Source organism: Streptomyces cavernicola, assembly GCF_029968035.1.
GTDB lineage: Bacteria > Actinomycetota > Actinomycetes > Streptomycetales > Streptomycetaceae > Streptomyces > Streptomyces cavernicola.
Genome location: NZ_JASCIQ010000027.1, coordinates 60,055 through 85,095 on the forward strand (window position 1 = coordinate 60,055; position 25,041 = coordinate 85,095).

General features: G+C 70.4%; 27 protein-coding genes and 1 pseudogene. 12 read left to right on the forward strand and 16 right to left on the reverse strand.

Going from position 1 to position 25,041, the window contains the following annotated elements; all coding sequences use genetic code 11:
• Positions 1-50 precede the first annotated feature (50 nt).
• Entirely contained in the window at positions 51-1,406 is a 1,356-nt protein-coding gene (locus QIS96_RS24215) for an MFS transporter (protein WP_282544833.1), read from the reverse strand.
• A 219-nt stretch (positions 1,407-1,625) separates the two neighbouring features.
• A complete protein-coding gene (locus tag QIS96_RS24220; RefSeq protein ID WP_282544834.1) occupies positions 1,626-2,567 on the reverse strand; it encodes an AraC family transcriptional regulator in 942 nt (313 codons plus the stop codon).
• Between the two features lie 127 nt (positions 2,568-2,694).
• Here QIS96_RS24220 and QIS96_RS24225 point away from each other — a divergent pair, with 127 nt between their 5' ends.
• On the forward strand, positions 2,695-4,179 hold the full coding sequence (locus QIS96_RS24225) for an amidase (RefSeq protein WP_282544835.1): 1,485 nt from the start codon (positions 2,695-2,697) through the stop codon (positions 4,177-4,179).
• Positions 4,180-4,336: 157 nt separating this feature from the next.
• On the opposite strand, the gene QIS96_RS24230 is transcribed toward QIS96_RS24225, so the two are convergent.
• Entirely contained in the window at positions 4,337-4,924 is a 588-nt protein-coding gene (locus QIS96_RS24230) for a TetR/AcrR family transcriptional regulator (protein ID WP_282544836.1), read from the reverse strand.
• A gap of 186 nt (positions 4,925-5,110) precedes the next feature.
• Between QIS96_RS24230 and QIS96_RS24235 the strand changes: the two genes are divergently transcribed.
• The gene (locus tag QIS96_RS24235) at positions 5,111-5,902 is read left to right on the forward strand and encodes an SDR family NAD(P)-dependent oxidoreductase (protein WP_282544837.1); all 792 of its coding nucleotides are present in this window, start codon (positions 5,111-5,113) and stop codon (positions 5,900-5,902) included.
• A gap of 69 nt (positions 5,903-5,971) precedes the next feature.
• Here the strand turns inward: QIS96_RS24235 and QIS96_RS24240 are convergent, their stop codons facing one another.
• The 5 genes from QIS96_RS24240 to QIS96_RS24260 form a co-directional block, all read right to left on the reverse strand.
• On the reverse strand, positions 5,972-6,979 hold the full coding sequence (locus tag QIS96_RS24240) for a TIGR04222 domain-containing membrane protein (protein ID WP_282544838.1): 1,008 nt from the start codon (positions 6,977-6,979) through the stop codon (positions 5,972-5,974).
• A 160-nt stretch (positions 6,980-7,139) separates the two neighbouring features.
• Entirely contained in the window at positions 7,140-8,078 is a 939-nt protein-coding gene (locus QIS96_RS24245; protein WP_282544839.1) for an amino acid ABC transporter permease, read from the reverse strand.
• Entirely contained in the window at positions 8,075-8,740 is a 666-nt protein-coding gene (locus QIS96_RS24250) for an amino acid ABC transporter permease (RefSeq protein ID WP_282544840.1), read from the reverse strand. The genes QIS96_RS24245 and QIS96_RS24250 overlap by 4 nt, the downstream gene beginning before the upstream one ends.
• Positions 8,741-8,812: 72 nt before the next feature.
• Entirely contained in the window at positions 8,813-9,652 is an 840-nt protein-coding gene (locus QIS96_RS24255) for a glutamate ABC transporter substrate-binding protein (protein ID WP_282544841.1), read from the reverse strand.
• A 32-nt stretch (positions 9,653-9,684) separates the two neighbouring features.
• Positions 9,685-10,464 carry an amino acid ABC transporter ATP-binding protein gene (locus QIS96_RS24260; RefSeq protein ID WP_282544842.1) on the reverse strand — a complete coding sequence of 260 codons (780 nt, stop codon included), beginning with the start codon at positions 10,462-10,464 and terminating at the stop codon, positions 9,685-9,687.
• Between the two features lie 151 nt (positions 10,465-10,615).
• Between QIS96_RS24260 and QIS96_RS24265 the strand changes: the two genes are divergently transcribed.
• Entirely contained in the window at positions 10,616-10,843 is a 228-nt protein-coding gene (locus tag QIS96_RS24265; RefSeq protein WP_282544843.1) for a DUF6480 family protein, read from the forward strand.
• An 18-nt stretch (positions 10,844-10,861) separates the two neighbouring features.
• Here the strand turns inward: QIS96_RS24265 and QIS96_RS24270 are convergent, their stop codons facing one another.
• Positions 10,862-12,034, reverse strand: a complete 1,173-nt coding sequence (locus QIS96_RS24270) for an epoxide hydrolase family protein (RefSeq protein ID WP_282544844.1) — start codon at positions 12,032-12,034, stop codon at positions 10,862-10,864.
• A 103-nt stretch (positions 12,035-12,137) separates the two neighbouring features.
• Between QIS96_RS24270 and QIS96_RS24275 the strand changes: the two genes are divergently transcribed.
• The gene (locus tag QIS96_RS24275) at positions 12,138-12,713 is read left to right on the forward strand and encodes a CGNR zinc finger domain-containing protein (RefSeq protein WP_282544845.1); all 576 of its coding nucleotides are present in this window, start codon (positions 12,138-12,140) and stop codon (positions 12,711-12,713) included.
• Positions 12,714-12,742: 29 nt separating this feature from the next.
• Here the strand turns inward: QIS96_RS24275 and QIS96_RS24280 are convergent, their stop codons facing one another.
• The 3 genes from QIS96_RS24280 to ku form a co-directional block, all read right to left on the reverse strand.
• On the reverse strand, positions 12,743-12,913 hold the full coding sequence (locus QIS96_RS24280) for a hypothetical protein (RefSeq protein WP_282544846.1): 171 nt from the start codon (positions 12,911-12,913) through the stop codon (positions 12,743-12,745).
• A 59-nt stretch (positions 12,914-12,972) separates the two neighbouring features.
• Positions 12,973-13,764, reverse strand: coding sequence for a SigB/SigF/SigG family RNA polymerase sigma factor (locus QIS96_RS24285; RefSeq protein ID WP_282544847.1), 792 nt, complete (start codon positions 13,762-13,764; stop codon positions 12,973-12,975).
• A gap of 240 nt (positions 13,765-14,004) precedes the next feature.
• Positions 14,005-14,961 (reverse strand): non-homologous end joining protein Ku, encoded by a 957-nt coding sequence (gene ku, locus QIS96_RS24290; protein ID WP_282544848.1) that lies wholly within the window; start codon positions 14,959-14,961, stop codon positions 14,005-14,007.
• A gap of 263 nt (positions 14,962-15,224) precedes the next feature.
• Between ku and QIS96_RS24295 the strand changes: the two genes are divergently transcribed.
• Together QIS96_RS24295 and QIS96_RS24300 are read left to right on the forward strand one after the other, a co-directional pair.
• The gene (locus QIS96_RS24295) at positions 15,225-16,049 is read left to right on the forward strand and encodes a SigB/SigF/SigG family RNA polymerase sigma factor (RefSeq protein ID WP_282544849.1); all 825 of its coding nucleotides are present in this window, start codon (positions 15,225-15,227) and stop codon (positions 16,047-16,049) included.
• A 209-nt stretch (positions 16,050-16,258) separates the two neighbouring features.
• Positions 16,259-16,972: a GAF and ANTAR domain-containing protein gene (locus QIS96_RS24300; protein ID WP_282544850.1), complete on the forward strand. Its 714-nt coding sequence runs from the start codon at positions 16,259-16,261 to the stop codon at positions 16,970-16,972.
• Positions 16,973-17,021: 49 nt separating this feature from the next.
• Here QIS96_RS24300 and QIS96_RS24305 read toward each other — a convergent pair whose 3' ends face one another.
• The gene (locus tag QIS96_RS24305) at positions 17,022-18,125 is read right to left on the reverse strand and encodes an NAD-dependent epimerase/dehydratase family protein (protein WP_282544851.1); all 1,104 of its coding nucleotides are present in this window, start codon (positions 18,123-18,125) and stop codon (positions 17,022-17,024) included.
• A gap of 116 nt (positions 18,126-18,241) precedes the next feature.
• Here QIS96_RS24305 and QIS96_RS24310 point away from each other — a divergent pair, with 116 nt between their 5' ends.
• From QIS96_RS24310 to QIS96_RS24325, 4 genes are all read left to right on the forward strand, one after another.
• Entirely contained in the window at positions 18,242-18,925 is a 684-nt protein-coding gene (locus tag QIS96_RS24310) for a UdgX family uracil-DNA binding protein (RefSeq protein WP_282544852.1), read from the forward strand.
• Between the two features lie 139 nt (positions 18,926-19,064).
• The gene (locus QIS96_RS24315; protein ID WP_282544853.1) at positions 19,065-19,391 is read left to right on the forward strand and encodes a plasmid stabilization protein; all 327 of its coding nucleotides are present in this window, start codon (positions 19,065-19,067) and stop codon (positions 19,389-19,391) included.
• A gap of 11 nt (positions 19,392-19,402) precedes the next feature.
• Complete coding sequence (locus QIS96_RS24320; RefSeq protein ID WP_282544854.1) at positions 19,403-20,374, forward strand: TIGR03557 family F420-dependent LLM class oxidoreductase; 972 nt, start codon at positions 19,403-19,405, stop codon at positions 20,372-20,374.
• Positions 20,371-21,060 (forward strand): HAD family hydrolase, encoded by a 690-nt coding sequence (locus tag QIS96_RS24325; RefSeq protein ID WP_282544855.1) that lies wholly within the window; start codon positions 20,371-20,373, stop codon positions 21,058-21,060. The genes QIS96_RS24320 and QIS96_RS24325 overlap by 4 nt, the downstream gene beginning before the upstream one ends.
• Before the next feature lie 158 nt (positions 21,061-21,218).
• On the opposite strand, the gene QIS96_RS24330 is transcribed toward QIS96_RS24325, so the two are convergent.
• Positions 21,219-21,419 carry a CsbD family protein gene (locus QIS96_RS24330; RefSeq protein WP_282544856.1) on the reverse strand — a complete coding sequence of 67 codons (201 nt, stop codon included), beginning with the start codon at positions 21,417-21,419 and terminating at the stop codon, positions 21,219-21,221.
• Between the two features lie 192 nt (positions 21,420-21,611).
• On the opposite strand from QIS96_RS24330, the gene ligD reads away from it, so the two are divergent.
• Positions 21,612-22,532 (forward strand): non-homologous end-joining DNA ligase, encoded by a 921-nt coding sequence (gene ligD / locus QIS96_RS24335; RefSeq protein ID WP_282544857.1) that lies wholly within the window; start codon positions 21,612-21,614, stop codon positions 22,530-22,532.
• A gap of 45 nt (positions 22,533-22,577) precedes the next feature.
• Here ligD and QIS96_RS24340 read toward each other — a convergent pair whose 3' ends face one another.
• Entirely contained in the window at positions 22,578-23,390 is an 813-nt protein-coding gene (locus tag QIS96_RS24340; RefSeq protein ID WP_282544858.1) for a crotonase/enoyl-CoA hydratase family protein, read from the reverse strand.
• A 53-nt stretch (positions 23,391-23,443) separates the two neighbouring features.
• Entirely contained in the window at positions 23,444-24,499 is a 1,056-nt protein-coding gene (locus QIS96_RS24345; protein WP_282544859.1) for an MBL fold metallo-hydrolase, read from the reverse strand.
• Between the two features lie 372 nt (positions 24,500-24,871).
• On the opposite strand from QIS96_RS24345, the pseudogene QIS96_RS37985 reads away from it, so the two are divergent.
• A pseudogene (locus QIS96_RS37985) lies at positions 24,872-24,970 on the forward strand (3-hydroxyacyl-CoA dehydrogenase); the annotation flags it as partial.
• Positions 24,971-25,041: the final 71 nt, after the last annotated feature.

The following is a 25,041-nucleotide window of genomic DNA, read 5'->3' on the forward strand; positions in this document are numbered from 1 at the left end:
TGCGATCGCTGCGGCTTCTGACACCTCTGCGGGTGCGGCTGTCGCTTCGGTCACGACGTCCTCCCGGTGGTCGCCGCGGACCGCAGGCGGAGCGTCTCGGACTCCAGCGTCCGGCGGGCCGCCTCCGGGTTCAGCAGGCGCCCGCCGATCGCCGCGCACACGCAGATGGCGACGCCGACGAGCAGGAACCCGTTCGCGTAGCCCTCGGAGACCGTCGCCCCGGCTTCGACGACGAGCCCCAGGACGTACGGTGCGACGATCCCCGCGACGCTGTAGACGGCGATGACGCACCCGAAGAACGCGGTGCGCTGGCGCTGCGGGAGGAAGTCGGACGCGCCGGCGAAGGCCACGGAGAACGCGACGCTGTTGATCGAGAAGGTGCAGATCACCAGGGCCAGCTGCAGCGGCCCCGGCCCGACCAGGGTGAACGCGATCATGCTCAGGCCGGCGAAGACGATCAGCGCGGCGCTGAAGTAGCTGCGCGCGGCCCGGGAGCTCCAGCCGCGCGCGAGCAGCCTGCCGGACAGGAACCCGGAGCCGAGGAGGACGACGACCGCGGTGGCGTAGGGCACGGTGACCAGCCAGCCGACGGTGGTCGGCGCGTAGCCGAGCCCCTCGCCGAGGAACGCGGGCAGCCAGGCGACCTTCAGCGAGGTGATGAGGTAGCCCGCGAACGACAGCAGGCTGAGCCCCCAGAAGCTGGGGAGCCGCAGCAGCGCGCGGAAGGGGACGTCGATGTGGCCGTTCGGGTCCGCTTCGGCGTCGGCTCGTCGGGCGGCCGCCGGCCTCTTCCGCAGCGGCTGGCGTTCTACGTAGCACACCCAGACGAGCAGCCAGGCGAGGCCGACGACGATCAGGGCGAGGAATGCCGTGTGCCAGGAGTGCGTGACGATGACCCAGGTCAGGATCGGCGCGGAGATCAGCGGGCCCACCGAGGAGCCCGCGTTCACGACGGCCCCGGCGAACGCGCGCTTCTCTTTCGGAAAGCGATCGGCGACGACGCTCTGGCACAGGGCGTGCGCAGGCCCTTCGAAGAAGCCGAGCGCCACCCGGGACGCGAGGAGCACCCCGAAGGTGGTGGGCATCGTGAGCGGCAGCATGCTGGCGACCCAGGTGACCATCAGGAAGGCCGCCGCCCACTTGTAGGAGATCCAGCGCATGGCGGCCGAGAGCCCCACCGCGCCGACGGCGAACAGCCAGAAGAACGAGCTGCCGACGAGGCCGAATTCTCCGGCGCTGAGGCCGAGATCCCGGCGAATCTGCGGTGACGCGAGGCCTACCGCCGCTTTGTCCGCGAAATTCAGGGTGAAGAAAACAAAAAGCAGAATGACAATGCCCCAGGCCCTGCGATCCGGGCGGACGGGCACCGGCGACGCCGGCGGCGTGGCGATTTCGGGTGATGCCATGTGAGCCTCCCTCGACAGCCTCGTCCTCCCTGACGAGTGCTGCGCTGCACTCACTTCATCGACAATTCACGTCGCCGACAACGACGAATATGTTGCCACGGTTATAGCCAGAGCCAATAACGCACGACCGGTCCGTACGACGCACGCGAACCGCCGCACGACCGGTCCGTACGACGCACCGCCCCGCGGGTTCTCCTGATCGCCGAGGCCGTTGACGTCTCAGGCGCGCGTTCCGGAATGGCCCAGGCCCTGACGCGCCGGACTCACCGGACTCACCGGACTCACCGGACTCACCGGACTCACCGGGTTCGCCGGACTCACCGGACTCACCGGATTCGCCCACGCGACGTCGTCGACCGCGAGCCAGGGCGCGGTCGCGACGGCCCTGGGGGTCACGCCCGCGAAGGCCACGACGTCGCGGTGGAGGTGGGACTGGTCGACGTAGCCGCTCTCCGCCGCCACCCGCGCTGCGCTGTGGCCTGCGGCGAGGCGGTGGGCGACGTGGTCGAAGCGGACCAGCTGCGCCGCGCGCTCGGGGGTGAGGCCGATCTGGGACCGGAAGCGGGCCCACAGCCGCTTGCGGCTCCACCCGACCTCGGCCGCGAGCGGCTCGACCCGCACCTGTCCTCGGCCGGTCACCATCCGCCGCCAGACGTGGCCGACCTCCGGATCCACCGCCCGGCCTGCGTCGTGGCCCCGTACGAGCGCGGCCTGCGCGATCGCGAACCGGTCCTCCCACGACGCGGCGGCGCGCAACCGCTCCTGGGTACGCGTGGCGTCGCGGCCCCAGAGGTCGTCGAGGCCGACCACCCTGTCACCGGACTCCGGGAATCCGCCGAGGACCGCGTGCGCGACCAGCGGTGAAAGGCGGATCTGCAGGCCGTCGATGTCCCGGCCGCGCACCCGGACGCTGCCGGGCGCGAGGCCGAGCACGGCGCTGCCTCGCTGCGTCCGGCCGCTCACGTCGTCCACGAGCAGCCCGTCGCCGAGGTCGACGACGAGGGTGACGGCCGGGTACGGGACCACCTGAAGGTCGAGGAGGTCCGTGCTTCGGTCCCGGAATCCGGCCATGGCGACCCCAGGCAACCGGCGGAGCCGCGACGGGGTGGCGATGTCCCACCTCGCCGCGGCGTCAGCACGAGCCGACTCCGCGTAGGGCATGGCCCCAGGCTACGAGCCCGCCCCGATGGACGCGTACGCCGTCGGGACATTTGTCCAAGACCCGGCCCGGGGGCCGCGCGAACACTGGCAGCCAGCCCAACACCCGTACAGGGAAGGACAGTTCGTGATGCGCAATCCGATCGACCCGTTCACGTCGGCGGTCGAGCTCGCCGCAGCCGTACGCCGCAAGGAGATCAGCCCGGTCGAGATCGTCGACGGCTGTCTCGCGCGGATGGACGCGCTCGACCCCGGACTCAACGCGTTCTGCCACCGGGCCGACGACGACGTACGCAAGGCCGCCGCCGCGGCAGCCGATGCGGTGGTGCGGGCCGGCTCGGTCGAGGACCTGCCGCCCTTCCACGGCGTCCCGCTGCCGGTCAAGGACCTTGCCGATGTGGCCGGTTGGCCCACGACCTACGGGAGCGCCGCCACCGACCGGGCCCCGGCGGCGGCGTCGGCCCCGGTGGTGCACCGGTTCGTGGACGCCGGTTTCGTGCCGCTCGGCAAGACCACCACCTCCGAGTTCGGCAGCGTGCCCTTCACCGAGAGTCCGGCCCTCGGCATCACCCGCAACCCGTGGGACCCGGACCGCACTCCGGGCGGTTCGTCGAGCGGTGCGGGCGTTGCCGTGGCCTCCGGGATGGCGCCGATCGCGCACGCGGCCGACGGCGGTGGCTCGATCCGCGTCCCGGCGTCGTGCAACGGCCTCGTCGGGCTCAAGCCCACCCGCGGTCTGGTCACCGACGCCGTCGTCGAGTGCGAGGGCCTGGGCGTCAACGGCGTACTGACCCGCACGGTGGCCGACTCGGCGGCCGCGCTCGACGTGCTCGCCCGCCACGATCCCGCCGCGTGGTGGTCGCCCCCGGCCCCGCGGCGCCCCTTCGTGGACGCGCTCACGACGGCCCCGCCGGCCGGGCTGCGGATCGGGGTGCTCGTCGACCCGCCGATCGCCGGGATGGACGTGGACCCGGCGTGCCTGGCGGCGGTCGACACGACGCTGCGCGCGCTCGAAGCCGCGGGCCACCACGTGGTGGACGTACCTCTGCCGCTGCCGCCGACGGACGAGCTGATCGAGACGTTCACGACCATCTGGAACATCGCCGCCGCGGGCGTCCCACTCACGGACCCGGACCGCGTCGAGCCGCACAACCGAGCCCTGCGCGAGGCGGCGCACGCCGTCGGCTCCTGGTCCTACGCACAGGCCGTACACCGCACCCAACACCTGTCGCGGCGCGTGGTCGAGGGCTTCGTCGGCAGCTTCGACCTGCTGGTCACGCCCACGATGGCGTGCCTGCCGCCGCCCGTCGGCTTCTGGCGCACATCCGACGCCGCCGCCTCCGCCCCCGACCCGCTGGCTCCCGTACGGAGGAGCTATCCGCTGGCCGTGTTCACCTCGCTGTTCAACGTGACCGGGCAACCGGCCGTCTCGCTGCCCGTGCACCACGACGACGCCACCGGTCTGCCCGTGGGTGTCCAACTCGTCGCCGCGCCATGGCGGGAGGACCTCCTGCTCCAGGTGTCCCGCGCTCTTGAGCTCACACTCCCCTGGGCTGATCGCCGCCCGCCCGCCAGCGCCGCCCGACGGTTGGGAACCCCCAACTCCAGCGTGTGACTGCCCACTTCAGAAGGGACGCCTCGACATGACGACGAACACGACGACGAACAAGCCCCAGAACACGACCGCGAACACGATCGCGAACGTGACTCCGATCGGCGTCTTCGCCTCCCTCATCCACCTCGACGAGGACGGTCAAGTACGCGCCGCGGTGTCAGCGCCCGGCCAGGACGCCGATGCCGCGCAGGAGTGTGTCGACCACCCGCGTGGCGAGGGCGTCCACGGCGGCGTCCGTGTCCGGTGACTCGGCCGCCGCTTCGTGGATGAGCGCGTAGTACACGCGCCGCGCCCAGTCCAGGTCGGTGTCGGGCCGCAGCAGGCCGGCGTCGCGGAGGCGGGTGAACAGGCGCTCGCACTGGGCAAGGACCGCGGCGTGCACACGCGCGACCTCGGGCGAATCGGTGGGGAGCGCGCCCATGGCGTACCGCCATCCGATCTTCACGTGTAGGACGTTCGCAGTGACCTGGTAGAGCGCGACGGCGGGCGGGGTGGTGTCCGGCCGGGCCGCTTCGACGGCGTCGTGGAACCGCTGTGTCGCCCACGCGGCCAGTGCCGCGATCAGCGCCTCCCGCGAGGCGAACCGCCGGTGCACGGTGGTCCGGGCGACCCCGGCGGCCTCGGCGATCTGCTCCATCGGCGCCGCCGGGTTCGCGGACAGCACCCGCTCGGCCGCTTCGAGAATCGCGCGGACCGTCCGCTCGGCATCGGAGCGGAGCGGCTTGGCGGAGGCAGGCAGCGCCATGGGGGTACGGGTCCTTCTGCTTCGGCGGGACGACTCCCCGAGGATACATCCACGTATCAACTCACCCTGAACTTGCAACACTGATGTTGCATGTTCTACGTTCCATGCAACGAGCAAGAAGCACTTTGTTGGAAGCACTTTGTTGGAAGCACTTTGTTGGAAGCGCTTTGTTGGTGGAGGGGAACCATGGATCTGCAGCTGAACGGCAAGACCGCACTGGTCACGGGCGCAAGCCGCGGCATCGGGCTGGCCGTGGTCCGGGCCCTGACCGACGAGGGGGTCCGGGTCGTCGCGGCAGCGCGTACCCCCACCGCGGAACTGAAGGCGGCCGGCGCCCATCCGGTGGCGGTGGACCTGTCCGATCCCGCCGGGGCCGAGCGGCTTGTCGACCAGGCCGTGGCCGAGTTGGGCGGCATCGACATCCTGGTCAACAACGTCGGCGGCGGTGACGGGGGTGACGGCAGCCTGAGCGGCGGTTTCCTCGACGTGACGAACGCGCAGTGGGAACAAACGGTGGACCTGAACTTCTTCACGGCCGTCCGCGTCACACGCGCGGCCCTGCCCGCCCTCCTTGCGGTGCGCGGTGCGATCGTCAACGTGTCCTCCATCGGCGCACGCGTCCCGCACGGCGGACCCATCGCCTATACGACGGCCAAGGCCGCACTGACCGCGTTCGGCAAGGCCCTCGTCCACGAGTTCGGCCCGAGGGGAGTGCGGGTGAACACCGTCTCGCCGGGTCCGGTCCGCACGGACATGTGGGAGAGTCCGACCGGCTACGGCGCCGAGTTGGCCGCATCCATGGGCATTCCGCAGGCCGACCTGCTCGCCGGTCTGCCGACGGCGATGGGCATGCTGATCGACCGACTCGTCGAACCGGACGAGGTCGCCGCGCTCGTCACCTACCTCGCCTCACCGCTCGCCGCCGCGACCACCGGCGCGGACCACGTCATCGACGGCGGAGCGATCAAGACCGCCTGAGCGGCGGCCTTTCTCGCCACGACGGGGCAGGGGACTGACACAGCGAAGCGGGTGCCTCGGCACCGTCAGTCAGGAACTGCTGCCGCAGCTGGAGCCGCCGGAGGACCCTCCGCACGACGAACCGCCGCCCGAGAAGTCCCAGGACCACCCGCCTCCCGCCCCGCCGGACGAACCACCCCACGACGAACCACCCCACGACGAGCTGCCGCACGACGACCCACCGCAGGACGAGCCGTCACCGCCGCCGCACCACGCCAGACCCGCGTCGCCGACCAACACAGCACTACCGGCAACGGCACCGGCACCAGCGCCCGCACCCGCGACCCGCATCCTGCCGGACACCTCCAACTGCTCGCGCATCAACGGGTCCGGCGCGCTCCCGGGGCCGAAGTACGCCACCAGGTGAGCCGGGTCGTTCCAGTCGGCCCGGCTGCGGAACCCGCGAAGCGCCCTCCTGCCCGCGCCGGTGCTGCGACCGCCGAACACCTCCAGATATCCCCGGCCCCCGAAGAACCCGGCCAGACAGGCAGGAAGCACCAACACGACGAACGGCAGCCCGAAACCGCCCCTGTCGGCCTGCGAGAACTGGACGAACGTCAGGACGACCGCCAGCGGGCCCGCCCCGAACGACAGCAGCATCTGCCACTCCGCCCAACGCCGCCGTGCCTCCTGCACGGCCGGCCGCATCAGGAGCCCGCGCTCGGCGAGCCCGTCCCCGAGCGTCTGCACGGCCGGGCTGCGCATCACACCGACCCGCACCCACTCCAGGGCGCTGCTCGGCGCCACGGCGTGCGCGTCGAGTACCGCCTGCTCCACCGGGTGGCGCGCCACCCCCCGCCCCACGCCGACCAGGCCTGGCCTGACGACCGTGATCAGGCCATCGGCATGCATGGCCGTCAGGACGGTGTCCGCGACCCGGCCGGGGCCGCCCGCGAGGAACGCCGCCTCCAACGGGTCGAGCAGACGCCCGGTGGCGGACGAGCCCGACGGACGAGCAGCCCTGAGCACCGGTACGAGCAACCGGATGATCGAGCCGCCGATGACTACGTAATAGAGCAGCGCCAGAAAGATCACCATCGCCGACTCCCCTCCCCGTGACCGAGTCCGCCCGTACAGGCGTAGTGACCCATGCAGCCACTGCCGAATCCACCAACAGGGACGTTCAGAGGGCGATTTGAGGTTTCACCCCGAGCCGTGAGCCCTGAGCCGTGTGGTGACACAGCACTGCATCCGGCAGTCACTCACTGGACGCGCTGGTCCGGCCCCCTCCCCCGAGGTCGTCGCGGCTCACATGCTCGCCCGGTGTCGCCAGCTCGTCGACCGCGTCCGCGCCGACCACCGCGCCGGTGGTTCTCTTCCCGCGCCTCAGCCGGCCTTCCAGCCAGCTCGCGAAGGACGTGAGTGCGAAGTTCAGTACGACGAAGACCACCGCGACCACGGTGAAGCTGGCGATGGTGTTCGCGCCGTAGTTCGCGCTCATCGGGCGGACCGACGCGAGGAGTTCGGAGAAGCCGAGCAGCGCGCCGCCGAGGGCCGTGTCCTTCACGATGACGACCAGCTGGCTGACGATCGCCGGGAGCATCGCGGTGACCGACTGCGGCAGCAGCACATGGCGCATGACCTGGCTCTTGCGCATGCCGATCGCCTTGGCCGCGTCGCTCTGCCCACGGGGGAGGGACAGGATTCCGGCTCGTACGATCTCCGCGAGCACGGAGGCGTTGTAGAGGACGAGGCCGGTGACCACCGCGTACAGCGGCCGGCTGTCGGGGCTGATGTCGGTGAACTCGGAGTACGCCGCGTTCGCGAACAGCATCAGGATCAGCACCGGGATCGCGCGGAAGAACTCCACGACGAGACCGGCCGAACCCCGCACCCACCAGTGGTCGGAGAGCCGGGCGATACCGGCCACCGCCCCGAGCGGCAGCGCGATGGCCATGGCGAGGGACGCGGCGATGAGCGTGTTCTTCAGTCCGGGCAGGAGGTACGTGTACCAGGCGCGGGAGTCCGTGAAGAAGGGCCGCCACTTGACCCATTCCAGCTGGTTCTTGTCGGCGAGGCTCTGCAGCACCCACCAGATCAACGCGGCGAGCGCCACCACGAACACCACCGTGAGCAGCACGTTGCGCCGCTTGGCGCGCGGCCCCGGGACGTCGTACAGGACGGATTGCGAGCTCATCGCCGCACCGACACCTTCTTGCTCACCCAGCCGAGGAACAGTCCGGTCGGGAGGGTGAGGCAGATGAATCCGAACGCGAAGATGACGGAGATCAGGATGAGTTGGGCCTCGTTCTCGATCATCACCCGCATCAGCGCCGCCGCCTCCGCGACGCCGATCGCGGCGGCCACGGTGGTGTTCTTGGTCAGCGCGATCAGCACGCTCGCCAGCGGCCCCACCACGGAACGGAACGCCTGGGGAAGGACGATGAGCCGCAGCACCTGCGGGAAGTTCAGGCCGATCGCGCGCGCCGCCTCGGTCTGGCCGACGGGCACCGTGTTGATGCCGGAGCGGAGCGCCTCGCAGACGAACGAGGAGGTGTAGGCGGTCAGTCCGAGCACGGCGAGCCGGAAGTTGATCGTCGTGAAGTCCTTGGCGCCGAGGGTGACGCCGAGCGTCTGGAACAGGCCGAGCGACGTGAAGACGATGACCACGGTGAGCGGGATGTTCCGGACGATGTTGACGTAGGCGGTGCCGAAGCCCCGCATCAGGGGCACGGGGCTGACGCGCATGGCGGCCAGCACCGTTCCCCAGACGAGGGAGCCGATGGCCGAGTAGAGGGTGAGCTGCACGGTCACCCAGAAGGCGGCGAGGAGGTCGTAACCCTCGAGAAAGTCGAACACGGTCGGCCTTCCGCGGAAGAGAAGGGCGAGGCGCGCCGCTCACGAAAAGCGGCGCGCCGTGGTGCACCGGCGTCAGTTGACGACGACGCCGATCTTCGGTGCGGGCTCGTTCTTGTAGTTGGCCGGGCCGAAGTTCTTCTCTACGGCCGCGTCCCAGGAGCCGTCCTTGACCATCTTCTGCAGGGCGGTGTTGATCTGGTCCTTGAGGTCGCTGCCCTTCTGGACGCCGATGCCGTAGTTCTCGTTGCTCAGCTTGAAGCCGCCGAGCTTGAACTTGCCCTTGAACTCGGGCTGCGCGGCATAGCCGGCGAGGATCGAGTCATCGGTGGTGAGGGCGTCGATGACCTTGTTCTCCAGACCCGTCAGGCACTCCGAGTAGCCGCCGTACTCCTGCAGTTGGGCCTTGGGCGCGATCTTGTCCTTGACGTTCTGCGCCGAGGTGGAGCCGGTGACCGAGCAGAGCTTCTTGTTGTTGAGGTCCTCGGGCTTCTTGATGGTGTCGTCGTCGGCCCGGATCAGGACGTCCTGGTGGGCGAGGAGGTAGGGGCCCGCGAAGTCGACCTTCTTCTCGCGCTCGGGGGTGATCGAGTACGAGGCGGCGATGAAGTCGACGTCGCCGCGCTGGAGGAGCGTCTCGCGGTCGGCGCTCTTGGCTTCCTTCCACTCGATGTCGCCGGGATCGTGCCCGAGCTCCTTGGCGACGTACGTGGCCACGTCTACGTCGAAGCCCGTGTACTTGCCGTCGGGGGTCTTCAGGCCGACGCCGGGCTGGTCGAACTTGATGCCGATGGTGATCTTCTCGTCGCCGGAGCTGGAGCTCGTGTTGTCGCTGTCGTCCGAGCCGCAGCCGACGGCGGTCAGAGAGAGCACGAGCGAGGCGGCGGCCGCGACGGTGACTTTGTGAAGCTTCATGGTGATCGTTCCTAGTGCTCAAGGCCCCCGGGTCAGTGGTGCAGGATTTTCGAGAGAAAGTCTTTGGCCCGCTCGCTGCTCGGATTGCTGAAGAACCGGGCGGGCGTCGTCTCTTCCACGATGCGGCCGTCCGCCATGAACACCACGCGGTTGGCGGCCGAACGGGCGAATCCCATTTCGTGGGTGACGACCACCATGGTCATTCCGTCATGGGCGAGCTGCCGCATCACTTCGAGCACTTCGTTGATCATCTCGGGGTCGAGCGCGGAGGTCGGCTCGTCGAAGAGCATGATCTTCGGGTCCATGGCGAGGGCGCGGGCGATCGCGACGCGCTGCTGCTGGCCGCCGGAGAGCTGCGCCGGGTATTTCTCCGCCTGGGAGGCGACACCCACCCGGTCGAGAAGGCTGCGGGCTCTCTCCTCCGCCTCCTTCTTCTCCTTCTTGCGGACTCTGACCTGGCCGAGGGTCACGTTGTGCAGCACGGATTTGTGCGCGAAGAGGTTGAAGGACTGGAAGACCATTCCGACGTCGGCGCGCAGGGCGGCGAGCTCGCGTCCTTCGGCGGGAAGGGGCTTTCCGTCGATGACGATCTCACCGGAATCGATGGTCTCCAGGCGGTTGATGGCGCGGCACAGCGTGGACTTCCCGCCCCCGGACGGCCCGATGACGACGACGACTTCGCCCCGGGCGATGGTCAGGTCGATGTTCTGGAGGACATGGAGCTCGCCGAAGTGTTTGTTGACGTTGCTCAGCACGACGAGATCGTCTGCAGCCGGGGATGGGTTTTCCTTGATCACGGCAACTCCGCTCATTGATTTCATCGTCCGACTTCCAAAAGAAAGCCGCACGCCGAGAGCGTGTACGAACACGGATGACTGCGGTCGGCCGAGAGCGTCTCTCCGCTCGTGGGATTCCGTCTCGGTGGGTACTCGGCAGGCAGGAGCCGTGAGAGGAGAGTGCGTCATGAACGGGCCTGACTCCGAACCTGATCGCATTCAAGGGCGCGATGCGGGCGGCACAGTTCCCCCTGGTGAGACCCCACCGGGCGAGGCGGGCACCTCCGCAGGAATTTCGTATCCGCAGCCGGAGCTGCGCAGGGGTTGGGGGCCCTTGCCGATCGTCCTGATCATCGTGGTGACGCTGCTGTTCGCGGTCGGCCTGATCGCCATGGCGGTGTCGCTGCTCGCCTGATCCGACACCCGGACGCTTTCACTTACGGGCGTCAAGGACGGCCGCGAGGCCCTCTTGCAGGTCCTTGACGAAATACTCGGGAACCTCAAGGGACGGGAAATGTCCCCCTGTTTCGGGCGACCGCCATCGGACGATCTTTCGGTACCGCTCCTGCGCCCAGGGGCGCGGGCACTTCTCGATGTCGCGGGGGTACATGGTGATCGCCGCCGGGACGTCGACCCGAAGTTCCGGGTCGAGGGAGTTGTGGCTCTCGTAATAGATACGGGCCGCCGATGCGCCGGTCCGTGTCAGCCAGTACAGGGTGACGTCGTCGAGAATCCGGTCTCTGGAAATCCGCTCGAACGGGCTGTCCTCGGTGTCCGACCACTCGGCGAACTTGTCGAGGATCCAGGCGAGCAGGCCGACCGGTGAGTCGACGAGCGAGTAGCCGATGGTCTGCGGCCGGGTCGCCTGCTGCTTCGCGTAGGCCGCGCGGTGACGCCAGAAGTCGCGGGTTTCTTCGGTCCATTTGCGCTCGGCCGCCGTCAGCCCGTCCGTCGGCAACCCGGGCGGGGCCTCCGCGAAGAGTGTGTGCACGCCGAGAACGTGCTCCGGGAATCTGCCGCCGAGAACCGTGGTGATATTGCCGCCCCAGTCGCCGCCGTGGGCCGCGAATTCGCTGTAGCCGAGCCGCCCCATCAGTTCCACCCAGGCGGCGGCGATTTTTTCAGTTCCCCAGCCGGTGGTGGTCGGCTTGTCGCTGTAGCCGAAGCCGGGCAGCGACGGGGCCACGACATGGAACGCCGGGCTGTCCGCGGCTTTCGGATCGGCCAGCTCGTCCACCACGTCGACGAACTCGGCGACGCTGCCCGGCCAGCCGTGCGTCAGGATCAGCGGGGTGGCGTCCGCGCGCGCGGATCGGCGGTGCAGGAAGTGAATGCCCAGGCCGTCGACGGTCGTACGGAACTGGCCGATCGCCTTGAGGCGTTCCTCGAACGCCCGCCAGTCGTACCCGGTGCGCCAGTAGTCCACGACGTCGACGAGGTCGGCGAGCGGAACGCCCTGCCCCCATCGGCGCGGGCCGGGCTCCGCGCCATGGACCGTCTCCGCCTCCGGCAGCCGCGCCGCGGCCAGTCTCGCGCGCAGATCGTCGAGGTCGGCGTCGGTGGCGTGGGCTTCAAACGCGTACACGTCGCTGCTGCGGCGGGGCATGGGACCTCCTGACCATCGCGGAACCGGCTACGACCCAACGCGAACCGGCAATGACGGTTCTAGCAGCCCTCGGAGCCACGCCGCAACCAGCTATGGTGGTTCCATGCGTTCCGGCTTTCCTGACTTCCGCCTCGGCACTGTGCTGGCGACCAGCTTCACGGGGACTCTTTCGGAGCGGCACGGCAACGCCGTGGAGCGCATTCCGACCCCGCAGCGGCTCATCGACTGGCTGGCGGTGTACGGCCTGGCCGTGGACTCCTGCACCCCGGCCCAGCTCGAACTCGCCCGTGAACTACGGGAGTCGATCCACGCCGCCGCGACGGCGGCCGCGCTCCAGGACCCGATTCCCGCGGCTGCAGTCCAGGTCATCAACGACCGCAGCGCCCAGGGTCGGGGCGCAGCGATCCTCACCGCCGAGGGCGGGCGGGAGTGGCGGCTCGGTTCGGCTTCCCGCCTGGAGGACGCCCTCGGCGTGATCGCCGCCGACGCGATCAGCGTCATCTCGGGCGAGCGAGACGGAAAGCTGGCCCTGTGCGCCTCGCCGACCTGTCAGGCGGCCTTCTTCGACACCAGTCGCAGCCGCACCCGCAGATGGTGCGACATGAACACCTGCGGGAACCGTCAGAAGAAGGCCCGCTTCAACGCCAACCAGCGCAAGGACCCCAGCTCAGCGGGGTGAGCGCCGGGCCGTGCCGGCGGGGTGGACTGTCAGTCCGTGCCCTTCTCACGAGGGCCCGCCAAGTCCGGTTTCTGGTCCTGGGACGGGGCGCGGCGGCGGTGCGGGTGGCCGGTGGCGTGGGTCAGGGCGGCTGCGGGGTGAAGGAGCAGCCGCACTCTGGGGTGGTCGAGGATCAGCATGCGCAGTGGCTTGGGGTGCATGGGCGTTTTCTGTCCGGCAGAGGGGTGCGGTGGGATGGGGGTGGGAAAGGTGAGGGTCGCTACGCGGCGTCCTGGAGGACCTCGTCGCGAAGCCGGTGGCAGCAGCGGCTGAGCAGACGCGAGACCTGCATCTGCGAGATCCCGAGCTGCTCTGCGATGCGGCTCTGGGTCATGTCCTTGAAGTACCGCATGTAGAGGATGGTCCGTTCCCGCTCGGGCAGGGCCCGGAGGCGGGGTTTGACCGCCTCGCGCTCCACTGCGGTGTCGAAGGCGGGGTCCGGCTCGCCGAGGGTGTCACCCAGGGCCGGACCGTCCGTGAGACCGGGCGCCTCGGCGTCGAGGGACAGCGCGCTGAAACTCTCCAGCGCCTCCAGCCCCGTCCGTACGTCCTCCTCGCTGAGCTGGGCGTACGCGGAGATCTCGCCGACGCTGGGCAGGTGGTCGGCGACGCTGCAGGACAGGTCCTGGCAGGCCGCCCGTACGCGGTTGCGCAGGTTCTGCACGCGGCGCGGCACATGCAGGTCCCACATGTGGTCCCGGAAGTGCCGCTTGAGCTCGCCGGTGACGGTGGGCACGGCGTAGCTCTCGAAGGCGTAGCCCCGGCCGGGGTCGTAGCGGTCCACCGCCTTGACCAGTCCGAGTGCTGCGACCTGGCAGAGGTCCTCACTGCTCTCCCCACGGTTGCGGAAACGTCCTGCGAGCCTTTCGGCCATCGGCAACCAGGCCTCGACGATCTCCTCGCGCAGCAGGTCGCGCGAGTGGCCCGGCGGCAGGGCGGCGAGCTTTCTGAACGCCTCACCGGTGTCGGGGGCGTCATCGTGCTGGTGGCGCTCGCTCGCTTGGGTGCGCATGGCGGTCGCAACTCCCTCGAAGGGTCAGTGGGGAGCGCGATCTCGTGTCGGGCGGGGGTGTCCGCACGACGACCTGCGTCGCCGCTCCCACGGATGTGCCTCCGGTCCGAAACACGTCTTTCCTGTCTCATGCCTCACATTTCCGGCAGGCAAACGCCTGGGGGTGGTCGCCCTGGCGTGAGGGCCGGGTGGCATGCCGGCTCTGCGGTCGGTCCCGCGGGGCTCGGCCTTCGGCCGGGGTCACGATGCTTTGCCGAGTGCCTCGATGAGTTCGTCGCGGTTCATCGTGGAGCGCCCGGGGACGCCGGCGTGCGCGGCACGTTCGTAGAGCTGCTTCTTGTTGAGCTCCTCCAGACCGCCCTCGGGCTTCTTCCGCCCCTTGCTCCCCTTGCCTCTGCCCTTGCCACCCCGCCCCCTCCGCTCCCCCGCCTCGTCGACGCTTCGCTGCAGTGCGTCCATCAGGTCGACCACGTCGGTGGCCTGCGGGGGCTGCTCGGCCTTCTCGTACGTCTCTCCCTTGGCCTTCGCCTCGACCAGCTCCAGGACGCGCTCGCGATAGGTGTCCCGGTACTCCTCGGGGTGCCACTCCATGTCGAGGGTCTCGACCAGTTTCACCGCCGTCTTCAGCTCTTTCTCGGGCAGGCGGCGCTTGCCGGGGACCGGCGAGAGCTCCTCCTTCGGGTCCCGGATCTCGTCCGCCCAGTGCAGGGTGTGGACGGCCAGGACGTCCGCCTCGGCCTTCACCGCGACGAGGTACTCACGGTTGCGCATCACGAAGGTGGCGATCCCCGCGCGGTTGGTGCGGGACAAGGCCTCGTGGAGCAGCGCGTACGTCTTCGCGTACTCCTCGCCCTTGGGCGCGAGCCAGTAGGTCCGGTCGAAGTAGATCGGGTCGACCTCGTCCAGATCGACGAAGCCGTCGATCTCCAGCGTCCTGGAGCGGCCGGGCGCGATCTCGTCCAGTTCGTCCGGCTCGACGACGACGTACGTGCCGTCCGTCTCCAGGCCCTTGACCATGTCCTCGGCCGCCACCTCTGCGCCGGTGCGCTCGTTCACGTGCTTGTTGCGGATACGGTCCGAGGTGCCCCGCTCCAGCTGCCTGAAGCGGATCGTGTGGCTCTCCGTCGCGCTGTGAAGCCGGACCGGCAGCGAGACCAGACCGAAGGTGAGCGCTCCGCTCCATATCGGGCGTGCCATCTCCTCCACCTCCACGAGGCGCGGCTCGCGCCGCCGCCGAGGATGTGCGGGTAACCGGCGCGGACGAGCTGGAAACCCGGCCTCCCCGGGGCACGTACGTCCGGCCCCGCAGCGCACAGGTCCGGGCACCGGAGCGGCGCTATCGTGGAAGTGTGCTTCGGGCCAGAGGCACGCCGCGGGCCGCTCTTCCCGGCGGCGGCGCCTGCTGGCCGGCTCCCGCGGCGGACATCTGTCAGCCCCTCCGAGAAGGCGCGGGAGCCCTCATGCGAACCGACCGCGACTCCCGGGAGCCCCTCCAGAGCCGCTCCCCGAGGAAGCGCGCCCACGCGCGTCACGACGACACACCTGACACCGCTTCCGCGTTCCGCAGGCTGACCCGCCTGCCGGACGGGCCCGAGCGCTCCGCCGTACGAGAGGAGATCATCCGGGCCTGGATACCGGTGGCCGAGCGGGTGACGCGCCGCTTCCGTCACCGTGGGGAGAGCGGTGAGGACCTCTTCCAGGTCGCCGCGCTCGGGCTGGTCAAGGCGGTCGACCACTACGACCCCGAGCGTGGCCACGCCTTCGCCTCCTTCGCGATCCCCACGATGGTCGGGGAGCTCAAGCGCCACTTCCGCGACCACCTGTGGAGCCTGCACGTGCCGCGCCGCTTCCAGGAGCTGCACACCAAGACGTATCTGGCCATCGTGGAGCTGGACCAGGCCGATCCCAGCCGCACCCCCACCCCCGGAGAGGTCGCCGAGCAGGCCGGTCTGACCGAGAGCGAGGCGGCCGCCGGCATGGCGGCGCACGACGCGTACAGGGCCGCCTCCCTCGACGCCCCCACCCCCGGCATCGCCGGCTCCAGCCTCACCGACGTCCTGGGCGACGACGACCACGCCTTCGACCTCGTGGTCGACCGTGAATCGCTCAAGCCGCTCCTCGCCGACCTGCCCGAGCGTCAACAGCGCATCCTCTACCTGCGCTTCTTCCGGGAGCTCACCCAGTCGCAGATCGCCGAGGCGGTCGGCGTCTCGCAGATGCAGGTGTCCCGCCTCCTGAGGTCGACGTGCGCTCAGCTCCGCAGGGGGCTCCTCGCCGGAGTCTGAAACCTGCGGGCGGTCGGCTTTTCGAGGCTGCGGGCGTAGGGCGCGTCAGCGCGGGTAACCGAGGTCAACCCGGTGGTTCGGCTGACAGCCGCCGGGCCAGCGGGGGCGGCCGGACTGCAGCCGGCTTCCCCACGCGCCCTCCGCCCGCACCCGTGTTTAGCTGGCACAAAGCATCAGCACAAAGCATCGGCTAGGCATGGAGCGGCGCCGTGGACGAGGCAGCGATCAAGCTGGCACGGATGCTCGCCGACCTGGCGCAACAGCTGCACGAGAAGGGCAGTTGGGAACAGACCCTCACCGAGGTCGTCGAGGCGGTCCGCTGGGCCGTGGACGGGTGCGACGGGGCCGGCGCCCTGCTGCAGCGGGCCAAGGGGGCCGCCGAGATCCCCGCGTCCACCGCGGAGTGGGTGCACCTCTGCGACCGCGCCCAGCTGGAGCTCGGCGAAGGCCCCACCCTGGACGTCTCGGCCGGCCACCCCCTCGTACGCATCCCCGACCTGGCGGCCGAGCCCCGCTGGCCGCGCTTCGCCGAGCGCGCGCACGGCCTCGGGGCGGGCTCGATGCTCGTGCTGCCCGTGACCTCATCGGCCGGACTGTCCTGCTCCCTCAACCTCTACGGGACCCGGCCCGAGGCCTTCGACGGCACCGCCGAGGAGCTGGCCGAGATCTTCGCCGCGCACGCCTCCGTGGCACTCGCCAGCGCCCGCGTGCAGGAGACCCTGGAGGCGGCCGTCGCCTCACGGCAGGCGATCGGCGAAGCCTGCGGCATCCTCATGGAGCGTCACGGAACCACGTCGAGGCAGGCCTTCGACATGCTCGTACGCGCCTCCCAGCACATGAACGTCAAACTCCGGCTGATCGCCGAAGCGGTGGTACGCACGGGACGCGACCCGGCCGACGTCAGGCCGCGGCAGGACGGCTGACCGCACCGTCGACACGTAGGTCGAATTCCCGGGCTCCGCGGGAGCGTTCTCAGCTGAGGAGCGCGCTCGGCTTGAGTGGCGGTGTGCGGAGGCCCTCGCCCTTGCGCAGGGCCTCGAGGAACTCGGTGAGTGTGTCGTCCGCCGTGTGCTCCGGGGTCCAGCCAAGGCGGTCCCGGGCGCGGGTCGTGTCCAGGAGGGGCAGGTCGAGGAGGGCGTCGAGCAACTGCGGGGGAACGGGGGCCAGATGGGCCGCCCACGCGGCGCGTGCGGCTGCTCGCGCGGCCTGCCGGGGCACCTTCCACGCCCGCGCGCCCAACAGCCGGGCCAGCACGCCCGCGTCGATCACCGGCTCCGCGGCCAGGTTGAAGGCGCCGCGAACGTCGTCGTCCAGTGCGGCGAGCCGGTAGGCCTCGGCGACGTCGTCCGCGTGCACCACCTGGAAGGCCAGGCCCTCGATGTCCGGTACGACGGGAATCAGCTCGGGCCGTACCAGACCGTGGGGCAGGAACGGTCCGGCGAAGAGGCGGAGCTGCTCCATGGCCGCCGTGCGCTGGAAGGTGAACCCGGGCCGCATGCGTACGACGCGCCGCTCGGGGTGCGTCGCCTCGAAGGCGTCGAGGACCCGTTCCACGTAGGCCTTCTCGCGGGAATAGGCCACGTCGGGCCGGCCGTGCGTGGGCCAGCCCTCGCGGACGGGCGGGCGTTTGGGGCCGGGGGCGTACGCGGCCAGGGACGACGCGACGACGACCGCGGGCACGTCGGCGGCCGCGACCGCCGCCAGGACGGCGACCGTGCCCAGGGCGTTGGTGCGCCAGGTGACGTGGGGATCGCGTGCGGGCTGGAGCAGCCAGGCGAGATGGATGACGGCGTCGGCGCCGCGGAAGAGGCCGGTGAGGTGCTCGACCGACGTCCCGTCGAGGTCGACGCTCCGCCACCGGGTCTTGGGGACCTCCCAGCGGGGCGTCCGGCGGGCGAGGCCCAGGATCGTGGACACCTGGTCGTCCGCCGCGAGGGCGCGTACGACGGCGGTGCCGACGTTTCCTGTGGCTCCCGTGACGACGATGCTTCGTCCGCGGCGCTGCTCACCGCTCTGTTCACCGCTCTGCTCACGGCTCTGCTCGCGGCTCTGTTCATGGCTCCGTTCACGCTTCATGCCGCCGGGTGCCCGAGCTCTCGCGGCTTGAAACGGGTGCGGTGCGCCGGGAGGAAAGGCGGGCGCCGTTTGCCGTGCGCCGTTGGGGATACCCGGACGTGCTGAAGGGAGCCCCCGTGCCCGGACCCGATGCCGATGCCGATGCCGATGCCGACGCCTATGACGCCACGCCCTTCGTCCCTGAGCGCGGCGGACTCGACGCGCTGCGCAAGGCGGCCGCCCGGTGCGAGGGGTGTCCCCTCTTCCGCGAGGCCACGCAGACGGTGTTCGGCAAGGGGCGGCGTTCCGCCCGCGTGGTCCTGCTCGGGGAGCAGCCCGGCGACCAGGAGGACCGCCGGGGCGAACCGTTCGTCGGGCCCGCCGGGCACCTGCTCATGCGTGCCTGTTCGGAGGCGGAGATCGACCCGGCGGAGACGTACGTGACGAACGCGGTGAAGCACTTCAAGTTCGTCCTGAGCGAGGAGCGCGGCAAGCGGCGCATCCACAAGCCGCCCACACTGCGCGAGTTGGCCGCCTGCCGGCCCTGGTTGTCGGCCGAACTCCGCCTGGTCGAACCGGAGTTGATCGTCGCTCTCGGGGCGACCGCGGGCAAGGCCCTGTACGGGTCCGGCTTCCGCGTGACCCAGGCGCGCGGCGCCGTACTGGACCCGCCGGACGAGCTCCAGGCCCTGGACGCCAAGGGCGTCGTGGCGACGATCCACCCCGCTGCCGTGCTGCGCGCCGGCGAGAACCGCGAGGAGGTGTACGCGGGCCTGGTGTCCGACCTCCGGGTGGCGGCAGCCGCCCTGAGCCGGTCGTAGGGTCGTAGCCCGATCGGGCCTCCTTCAGTCGCGGCACACGATCGTCCGGGTTTGAGGTGGAGAGCAGCGGGGACTCGGGCCCAGGCCCACACCCAGCGCAAGGAAGCATTCACCCACCAGCGCAAAGGGGCGCCGTGCCATGCCAGCAGGATCGAGTGCCAAGCGGGAGCGGCAGTACGAGCACATCAAGGAGGGCGCTCAGAAACGCGGCGCCTCGGAAGGCCGGGCCGAGGAGATCGCGGCGCGGACCGTGAACAAGGAACGGGCGCGTTCCGGGGAGTCGAAGACGGCGAGCAAGAGCTCCTCCAGGGGTTCGAAATCCCCTTCCCAGAAGGGCGGCGAGCGTTCGCACACCGGGAAGCAGGGGCGTACGAAGGAGCAGTTGTACGAGGAGGCGCAGCGGCGCAACATCGAGGGGCGCTCGTCCATGAACAAGGCTGAACTCCGCAAGGCCCTCGGCGGCTGACGGCGTTCGCCATGACCGCGTCGACCACATACGGATACTTTCTGGCGAGCGAGGAGTTCGGTCCCGCCGAACTCCTCGCCCAGGCAAAGGCGGCGGAAGCGGCCGGATTCGACGCTCTCGCCATTTCGGACCACTACCACCCCTGGAGCGACGAACAGGGGCAGAGCCCGTTCGTGTGGTCGATGATCGGGGCCCTCTCCCAGGTCAGTTCGCTGCCGGTGACGACCTTGGTGACCTGCCCGACCGTACGGATGCATCCGGCGCTCAACGCGCAGGCGGCCGCGACCTCCGCAGTGCTGACGAACGGGCGGTTCCGCTTCGGTCTGGGCACCGGTGAGGCGCTCAACGAGCATGTCCTGGGCGACTCCTGGCCCGCCGCCGACCTGCGATTCGGCATGCTGGAAGAGGCCATGCAGGTCATGCGGCAGCTGCTCACGGGCCGCATGACCACGCACCGCGGGGAGCACTACACGGTGGAGAACGCCCGTCTCTACACGGTCCCCGACGAGCCGCCTCCCCTCTACGTGTCGGCGTTCGGCCCCCAGGCGGCGGCCCTGGCCGGGCGGATCGCGGACGGCTTCGTGACCATGACGCCCGACGCTCAACTCGTCGAGCAGTTCCGCGACTCGGGCGGCGGCGGCAAACCGGTCCTCGGCGGTCTCAAGGTCTGCTGGGGCCGCGACCGCGACCAGGCCGTCAAGACCGCACACCGCCTCTGGCCCAACCTGCTGCTCCCCGGCGAGCTGGGGCAACTCCTGCCGACACCCCAACACTTCGAGCAGGCAAGCGAGTTGGTCACCGACGACATGGTCAGCTCGGCCATCACGTGCGGCAACGACGTGGACGAGCATCTGTACTCGGTCCGCGCGTACGAGGAGGCCGGCTTCGACGAGGTGTACGTCGGCCAGATCGGCGGCGAGCAGCAGGGTTTCTTCGACTTCTACGGGTCCGAGGTCCTGCCGCGTCTCAGGGGCTCCGCATGACGGCCGGGCGGGACGTCCCGTGCGCGGCGCTCTTCGACGTGGACGGCACCCTCGTCGACACCAACCACCTTCATGTGACGTGCTGGTGGGAGGCGTTCCGGCAGGCCGGGCACCGGGTGTCCACGCACGCCGTCCACCGCGCGATCGGCCTGCCCTCCGAGGATCTAGTCGCGCACCTGCTCGGCGAGGACCGGGACAAGGGCCGGGACGAGGAGATCAGCGCCGCGCACAAGGCGCTCTACGGCACGTACGCGGACCGGCTCGCGCCCCTGGACGGCGCGGGCGACCTGCTGAACGAACTGGCCGACCGGGGCTGGCGCACGATCCTCGTCACCTCGGCCGGCGGCAGCGAACTGGCGGCCCTGAAGCGGGCGATCGACGCGGACGACGCGATCGCGGGCACGGCGAGCGCGGACGACGTGGCCGACGGCAAGCCCGCCCCCGAGCCGGTGCGGCGCGCACTCGACCTGGCCGAAGTCGACGCCGGCGGGGCGGTGTTCGTCGGCGACTCGGTCTGGGACATGCAGTCGGCGACCCGGGCCGGGGTACGGCCCGTCGGCCTCCTCTGCGGCGGCATCCCGCACGCCGACCTGCGCGAGGCCGGTGCGGTGGAGGTGCACCGGGACCCCGCCGACCTCCTCGCCCGGCTCGACACGAGCGTGTTCGACCGCGTACGGCGCGACTGATCGGTCTGGTCACTGCTGGTGGGCACTGGTAGGCCTGTCGGCCGGAAGTCCTGGAACGGCGAGAGCCTGGAACGGCGAGAGCCCTGGAACGGCGAGAGCCCGGCGCGCCCTCTTCCCGCTGTGCGGGGTGTGGCGCGCCGGGCTTCACGGCGCTCGGGTCACATGGGGTCGACCGGGTTGTCCGGGGTCGAGCGGCCGGCCTTGCGCGCCTGCTCCTCGGCCTTGCCGCGCAGCTTCTTCGCCTCGCCGCGGGCCTGCTGCATCTTGCCCTCGGCCTGCTGCTTGCGGTCGCCGGTGACCTTGCCGGTCATTTCCTTGGCCTTGCCCTTTGCCTTGTCCATGCCGCCCTTGTCGGCCATGGGTTCCTCCTTGTTCGGAAAGGATTGCGCTCTCAACGTATGCGGGACTCGCCACTCGCACACTTTGGAGCGTCACTGTGCGTGGTAACCGAATTGCCGCCGTATTCGGCGGCGTTGTTTCAACCGGTGGGCGCGGGGTTACCCGGAACTCGGCCGGGCGGCCACGCCCCGAGCGCGGACGAGGAGGAGGACATGACCGGCACGCTCCACACTCGGATCGGGCGACGGGAGTTCGAGGTCAAGCGGCCGGAGAAGGAGCTCTTCCCGCAGGACGGCCTCAGCAAGGCCGACCTCGTCGAGCACTACCGCCGCGTGGCCCCGCGCATGCTGCCCGAACTGCGCGGCAGGCCCCTGATGCTGGAGCGGATGCCGGACGGGATCGAGGGCGACCGGTTCTTCCAGAAGGAGATCTCCGCATACTTCCCCGACTGGATCCACCGGGCCTCGGTGCCCAAGGAGGACGGCGAGGTCACGCATGTGCTGTGCGAGGACACGGCGACCCTCGCCTATCTGGCCGGGCAAGCGTGCATCACGCTGCACCGCTGGCTGAGCCGCGCCGACCGGCCCCGCAACCCCGACCGGCTTGTCTTCGACCTGGACCCGCCCCGCCACGACTTCGAGCCGGTGCGCCGCGCCGCGCGCCAACTGTACGAACTCCTCGGCGAGTTGGAGCTACACGCGGGGCTGATGACGACCGGTTCCCGGGGCCTGCACGTCGTCGTGCCGCTGAACCGGCACGCGGACGTCGACGATGTGCTGGCCTTCGCACGCGAGGTCGCGGAGGTGCTCACGGCACGCCACCCGGAGACGCTGACCACGGAGTTCTACAAGGACGCCCGCAAGGGCCGCCTCTACCTGGACGTGGCGCGCAACGGCTACGCCCAGACCGCGGTCGTGCCGTACGCCGTGCGCACCAAGCCCGGCGCGCCGGTGGCCGTGCCGCTGGCCTGGGGCGACTTGGATTCGCCGGAGTTGAACGCCCGCCGCTGGACGGTGACCGACCTCGGCGACCGGCTCGACAAGGACCCCTGGGAGGGGCTCGCCCGGCACCGCCACGGCCTGACCGAGCCGGCCCGTCGCCTGCGGAGCCTGCGGCGGAAGGACGGGGCCTGAGCCGGACATACGGGACCTGAGCCGGGCTTTTACGGGACCCATCGGTCAGAGGTCCGTGAAGCGCGGCTCGCGCTTCTCGAACCGGGCCGCGACCGCCTCCGCCTGGTTCGGGCTGCCGATGAGCGCGCCGATCTCCTTCTGCTCCTCCGCGAATCCGGACGCGAGGTCCGTACGGCCCGCCAGATCGAGCAGCCGCTTCGCGGCGCGGACGGCGTGCGGGCTGTGCCGGGCCATGTCCGCGGCCAGGGCGAGTGCGGCCGACAACGGGTCCGGGTCGGTCCGGGTGGCGAGGCCGATCCTCGCGGCCTCGTCCCCGCTGACGATCCGGGCGGTCAGGGTCAGCTCCTTCGCCACGTCCCGGCCGACGAGTTCGGGCAGGAGCTGCGTGCCCGTCATGTCCGGGACGAGTCCCCACGCCACCTCGAAGACGCTGAGGCGGGCGTCCGGGGCGACGATGCGGATGTCGGCGCCGAGTGCGATCTGCAGGCCGCCGCCGAGCGCGTTGCCGCGTACGGCCGCGACGACCGGGACCGGCAGTTCGGACCACACGTGCGCCGCGCGCTGGCCGGCCGCCTGCGCCGGGCCTTCCGACAGCGGGAGTTCAGCGAGCGCGGAGAGCCTCTGCCCGTCGCGCATCGCCTGGAACGCGGCGAAGTCGAGGCCGGCGCAGAAGTCCGGGCCCTCCCCGGAGAGGACCACCGCCCGCACGCCCGGTTCTCTCTTCAGTCGTTCGCCGGCCGCCACCAGTGCCGCGAACATCGCCGGGTCCAACGCGTTGCGCTTCTCGGGCCGGTTGAGCCGGACGTCGGCGACCCCGTCGGTCATCGACACGGTCACGCGCTCAGACGTATCTGTCATGGAAATCCTCTCTCGATGAACGTTCGTTCAACCGTCTCGACCGACGGCCGTCCTCATCTGCTCGCGGGTTCAGCGGGGAGCCACCGGGCCGGCTCGCTCCCGCTCTCGACGATCTCTCCCCGCGCTGCGAGGAGTTTGAGGTGGGCCAGGGTCTCCCCCAGGGCGAACCGCCGCTGCTGGATGCCGAACTGCCCCCAGGGGCGCGACCATTCGAGGCGTGCGGCCAACTCCCAACCGGTCGCGCCCGGTACCGAGTTGACGGCGGCGTAGGTCTCGGCGAGGCGCTCGGTGTGGTGCTTCGCCATCTGTACGAGGCGCTGGTCGAGGCGGCTGAAGCGGTACTCGTGGGCGGGCAGGACCTCTTCCACGTCGTACCGTTCGAGTCGCTCGAGGGACAGCAGGAAGTCGGCGAGCGGGTCGCCGACGGTGCGGGCGTACACGCCGACCGCCGGGGTGATCCGGGGCAGCACGTGGTCGCCCGAGAACAGCAGGCGGCGGCCGGGTTGGTGGAAGCAGGAGTGGCCGGGGCTGTGGCCCGGGGTCCACACCACGGTCAGGTCCAGGCCGGGCAGCTTGATCCGCTCGCCGTCCTGGAGCAGCACGTCGGGGCGGGGCGCTCCGAACAGCAGGTCGGTGTTCATGGCGCGCACCGTGTCGGCGGCCTCGGCGTCGGGCATGCCGTTGCGGGTGAGGTGGCGGCGGAGGCCGTCGTGCCACTCCTCGCGGGTGCCGGGTTCCGGCCCCAACGGCGTTGCGTCCAGGGCGTGCAGGGCGACGTACGCGCCGGAGGCCTCGCGGACCCGGCCGGCGAGGCCGAGGTGGTCGGCGTGGTTGTGGGTGACCAGGACCGCCTTGACGTGCTCGACCGCGGTGCCCATCTCCGTGAGGCCGTCGCACAGCGCCTGCCAGGACTCCTCCGCGGGCCAGCCGGCGTCGACGAGGACGACTCCGTCACCGGATTCCAGGGCGTACACCAGGACGTACCGCAGGGGGTTGTCCGGGATGGGGACGGGGATGGACCAGAGGCCGTCGCGGACGCGCTCGACCGGGGGCAGGACGCGGTCCTGCCAGGCCTGCCACTGCGCGGTGCCGGTGATCTCGAGAGCCACGGTCCGTCCCTTCCGTCGACACCGTCCGGTCCGTTGACACGGTCTGGGGCCTGTGGTTGCCTGAGCACGCAATTGCCGAACGATCGTTAAGTTAGCAGACCAGGTGCGGCCCCGGCACTCCCCGCCGGAAGCGGAGCACAGAGTTCGCGACAGCTCCGGCACAGCCGCCCGCAGCACTCCCCGCCACAGGGAAGGATGTGGGGGAATTCATGCGTATCGACGGTGTTTCCGCTCTGGTCGCCGGTGGGGCCTCCGGTCTCGGTCTGGCCACCACGCGTCTGCTCGTGGCGGGCGGCGCCCATATCGTTCTTCTCGACCCTCCGACGTTCGAAGGCGCTTCCGTGGCAAAGGAGTTGGGCGAGCGGGCCGCTGGACGGCGACCGCGGCGTCATCGTCAACACCGCCTCGATCGCGGCGTTCGACGGGCAGATCGGGCAGGCGGCGTACTCGCTCGATACTGAACGGGGAGGCCGTTCGGCTTGATGGGGCGATTCGGATGGGGCCCAGGCAGGACTCCCCGCCCCTTCCCGAAAGTTCTCAGC

Excerpts from the sequence above, each read along its gene's own strand:
- QIS96_RS24215 (WP_282544833.1), bottom strand. The coding sequence starts at position 1,406 with ATGGCATCACCCGAAATCGCCACGCCGCCGGCGTCGCCGGTGCCCGTC.
- QIS96_RS24220 (WP_282544834.1), bottom strand. The coding sequence starts at position 2,567 with ATGCCCTACGCGGAGTCGGCTCGTGCTGACGCCGCGGCGAGGTGGGAC.
- QIS96_RS24225 (WP_282544835.1), top strand. The coding sequence starts at position 2,695 with ATGCGCAATCCGATCGACCCGTTCACGTCGGCGGTCGAGCTCGCCGCA.
- QIS96_RS24230 (WP_282544836.1), bottom strand. The coding sequence starts at position 4,924 with ATGGCGCTGCCTGCCTCCGCCAAGCCGCTCCGCTCCGATGCCGAGCGG.
- QIS96_RS24235 (WP_282544837.1), top strand. The coding sequence starts at position 5,111 with ATGGATCTGCAGCTGAACGGCAAGACCGCACTGGTCACGGGCGCAAGC.
- QIS96_RS24240 (WP_282544838.1), bottom strand. The coding sequence starts at position 6,979 with ATGGTGATCTTTCTGGCGCTGCTCTATTACGTAGTCATCGGCGGCTCG.
- QIS96_RS24245 (WP_282544839.1), bottom strand. The coding sequence starts at position 8,078 with ATGAGCTCGCAATCCGTCCTGTACGACGTCCCGGGGCCGCGCGCCAAG.
- QIS96_RS24255 (WP_282544841.1), bottom strand. The coding sequence starts at position 9,652 with ATGAAGCTTCACAAAGTCACCGTCGCGGCCGCCGCCTCGCTCGTGCTC.
- QIS96_RS24260 (WP_282544842.1), bottom strand. The coding sequence starts at position 10,464 with ATGAGCGGAGTTGCCGTGATCAAGGAAAACCCATCCCCGGCTGCAGAC.
- QIS96_RS24265 (WP_282544843.1), top strand. The coding sequence starts at position 10,616 with ATGAACGGGCCTGACTCCGAACCTGATCGCATTCAAGGGCGCGATGCG.
- QIS96_RS24270 (WP_282544844.1), bottom strand. The coding sequence starts at position 12,034 with ATGCCCCGCCGCAGCAGCGACGTGTACGCGTTTGAAGCCCACGCCACC.
- QIS96_RS24275 (WP_282544845.1), top strand. The coding sequence starts at position 12,138 with ATGCGTTCCGGCTTTCCTGACTTCCGCCTCGGCACTGTGCTGGCGACC.
- QIS96_RS24280 (WP_282544846.1), bottom strand. The coding sequence starts at position 12,913 with ATGCACCCCAAGCCACTGCGCATGCTGATCCTCGACCACCCCAGAGTG.
- QIS96_RS24285 (WP_282544847.1), bottom strand. The coding sequence starts at position 13,764 with ATGCGCACCCAAGCGAGCGAGCGCCACCAGCACGATGACGCCCCCGAC.
- ku (WP_282544848.1), bottom strand. The coding sequence starts at position 14,961 with ATGGCACGCCCGATATGGAGCGGAGCGCTCACCTTCGGTCTGGTCTCG.
- QIS96_RS24295 (WP_282544849.1), top strand. The coding sequence starts at position 15,225 with ATGCGAACCGACCGCGACTCCCGGGAGCCCCTCCAGAGCCGCTCCCCG.
- QIS96_RS24305 (WP_282544851.1), bottom strand. The coding sequence starts at position 18,125 with ATGAAGCGTGAACGGAGCCATGAACAGAGCCGCGAGCAGAGCCGTGAG.
- QIS96_RS24315 (WP_282544853.1), top strand. The coding sequence starts at position 19,065 with ATGCCAGCAGGATCGAGTGCCAAGCGGGAGCGGCAGTACGAGCACATC.
- QIS96_RS24320 (WP_282544854.1), top strand. The coding sequence starts at position 19,403 with ATGACCGCGTCGACCACATACGGATACTTTCTGGCGAGCGAGGAGTTC.
- QIS96_RS24325 (WP_282544855.1), top strand. The coding sequence starts at position 20,371 with ATGACGGCCGGGCGGGACGTCCCGTGCGCGGCGCTCTTCGACGTGGAC.
- QIS96_RS24330 (WP_282544856.1), bottom strand. The coding sequence starts at position 21,419 with ATGGCCGACAAGGGCGGCATGGACAAGGCAAAGGGCAAGGCCAAGGAA.
- ligD (WP_282544857.1), top strand. The coding sequence starts at position 21,612 with ATGACCGGCACGCTCCACACTCGGATCGGGCGACGGGAGTTCGAGGTC.
- QIS96_RS24340 (WP_282544858.1), bottom strand. The coding sequence starts at position 23,390 with ATGACAGATACGTCTGAGCGCGTGACCGTGTCGATGACCGACGGGGTC.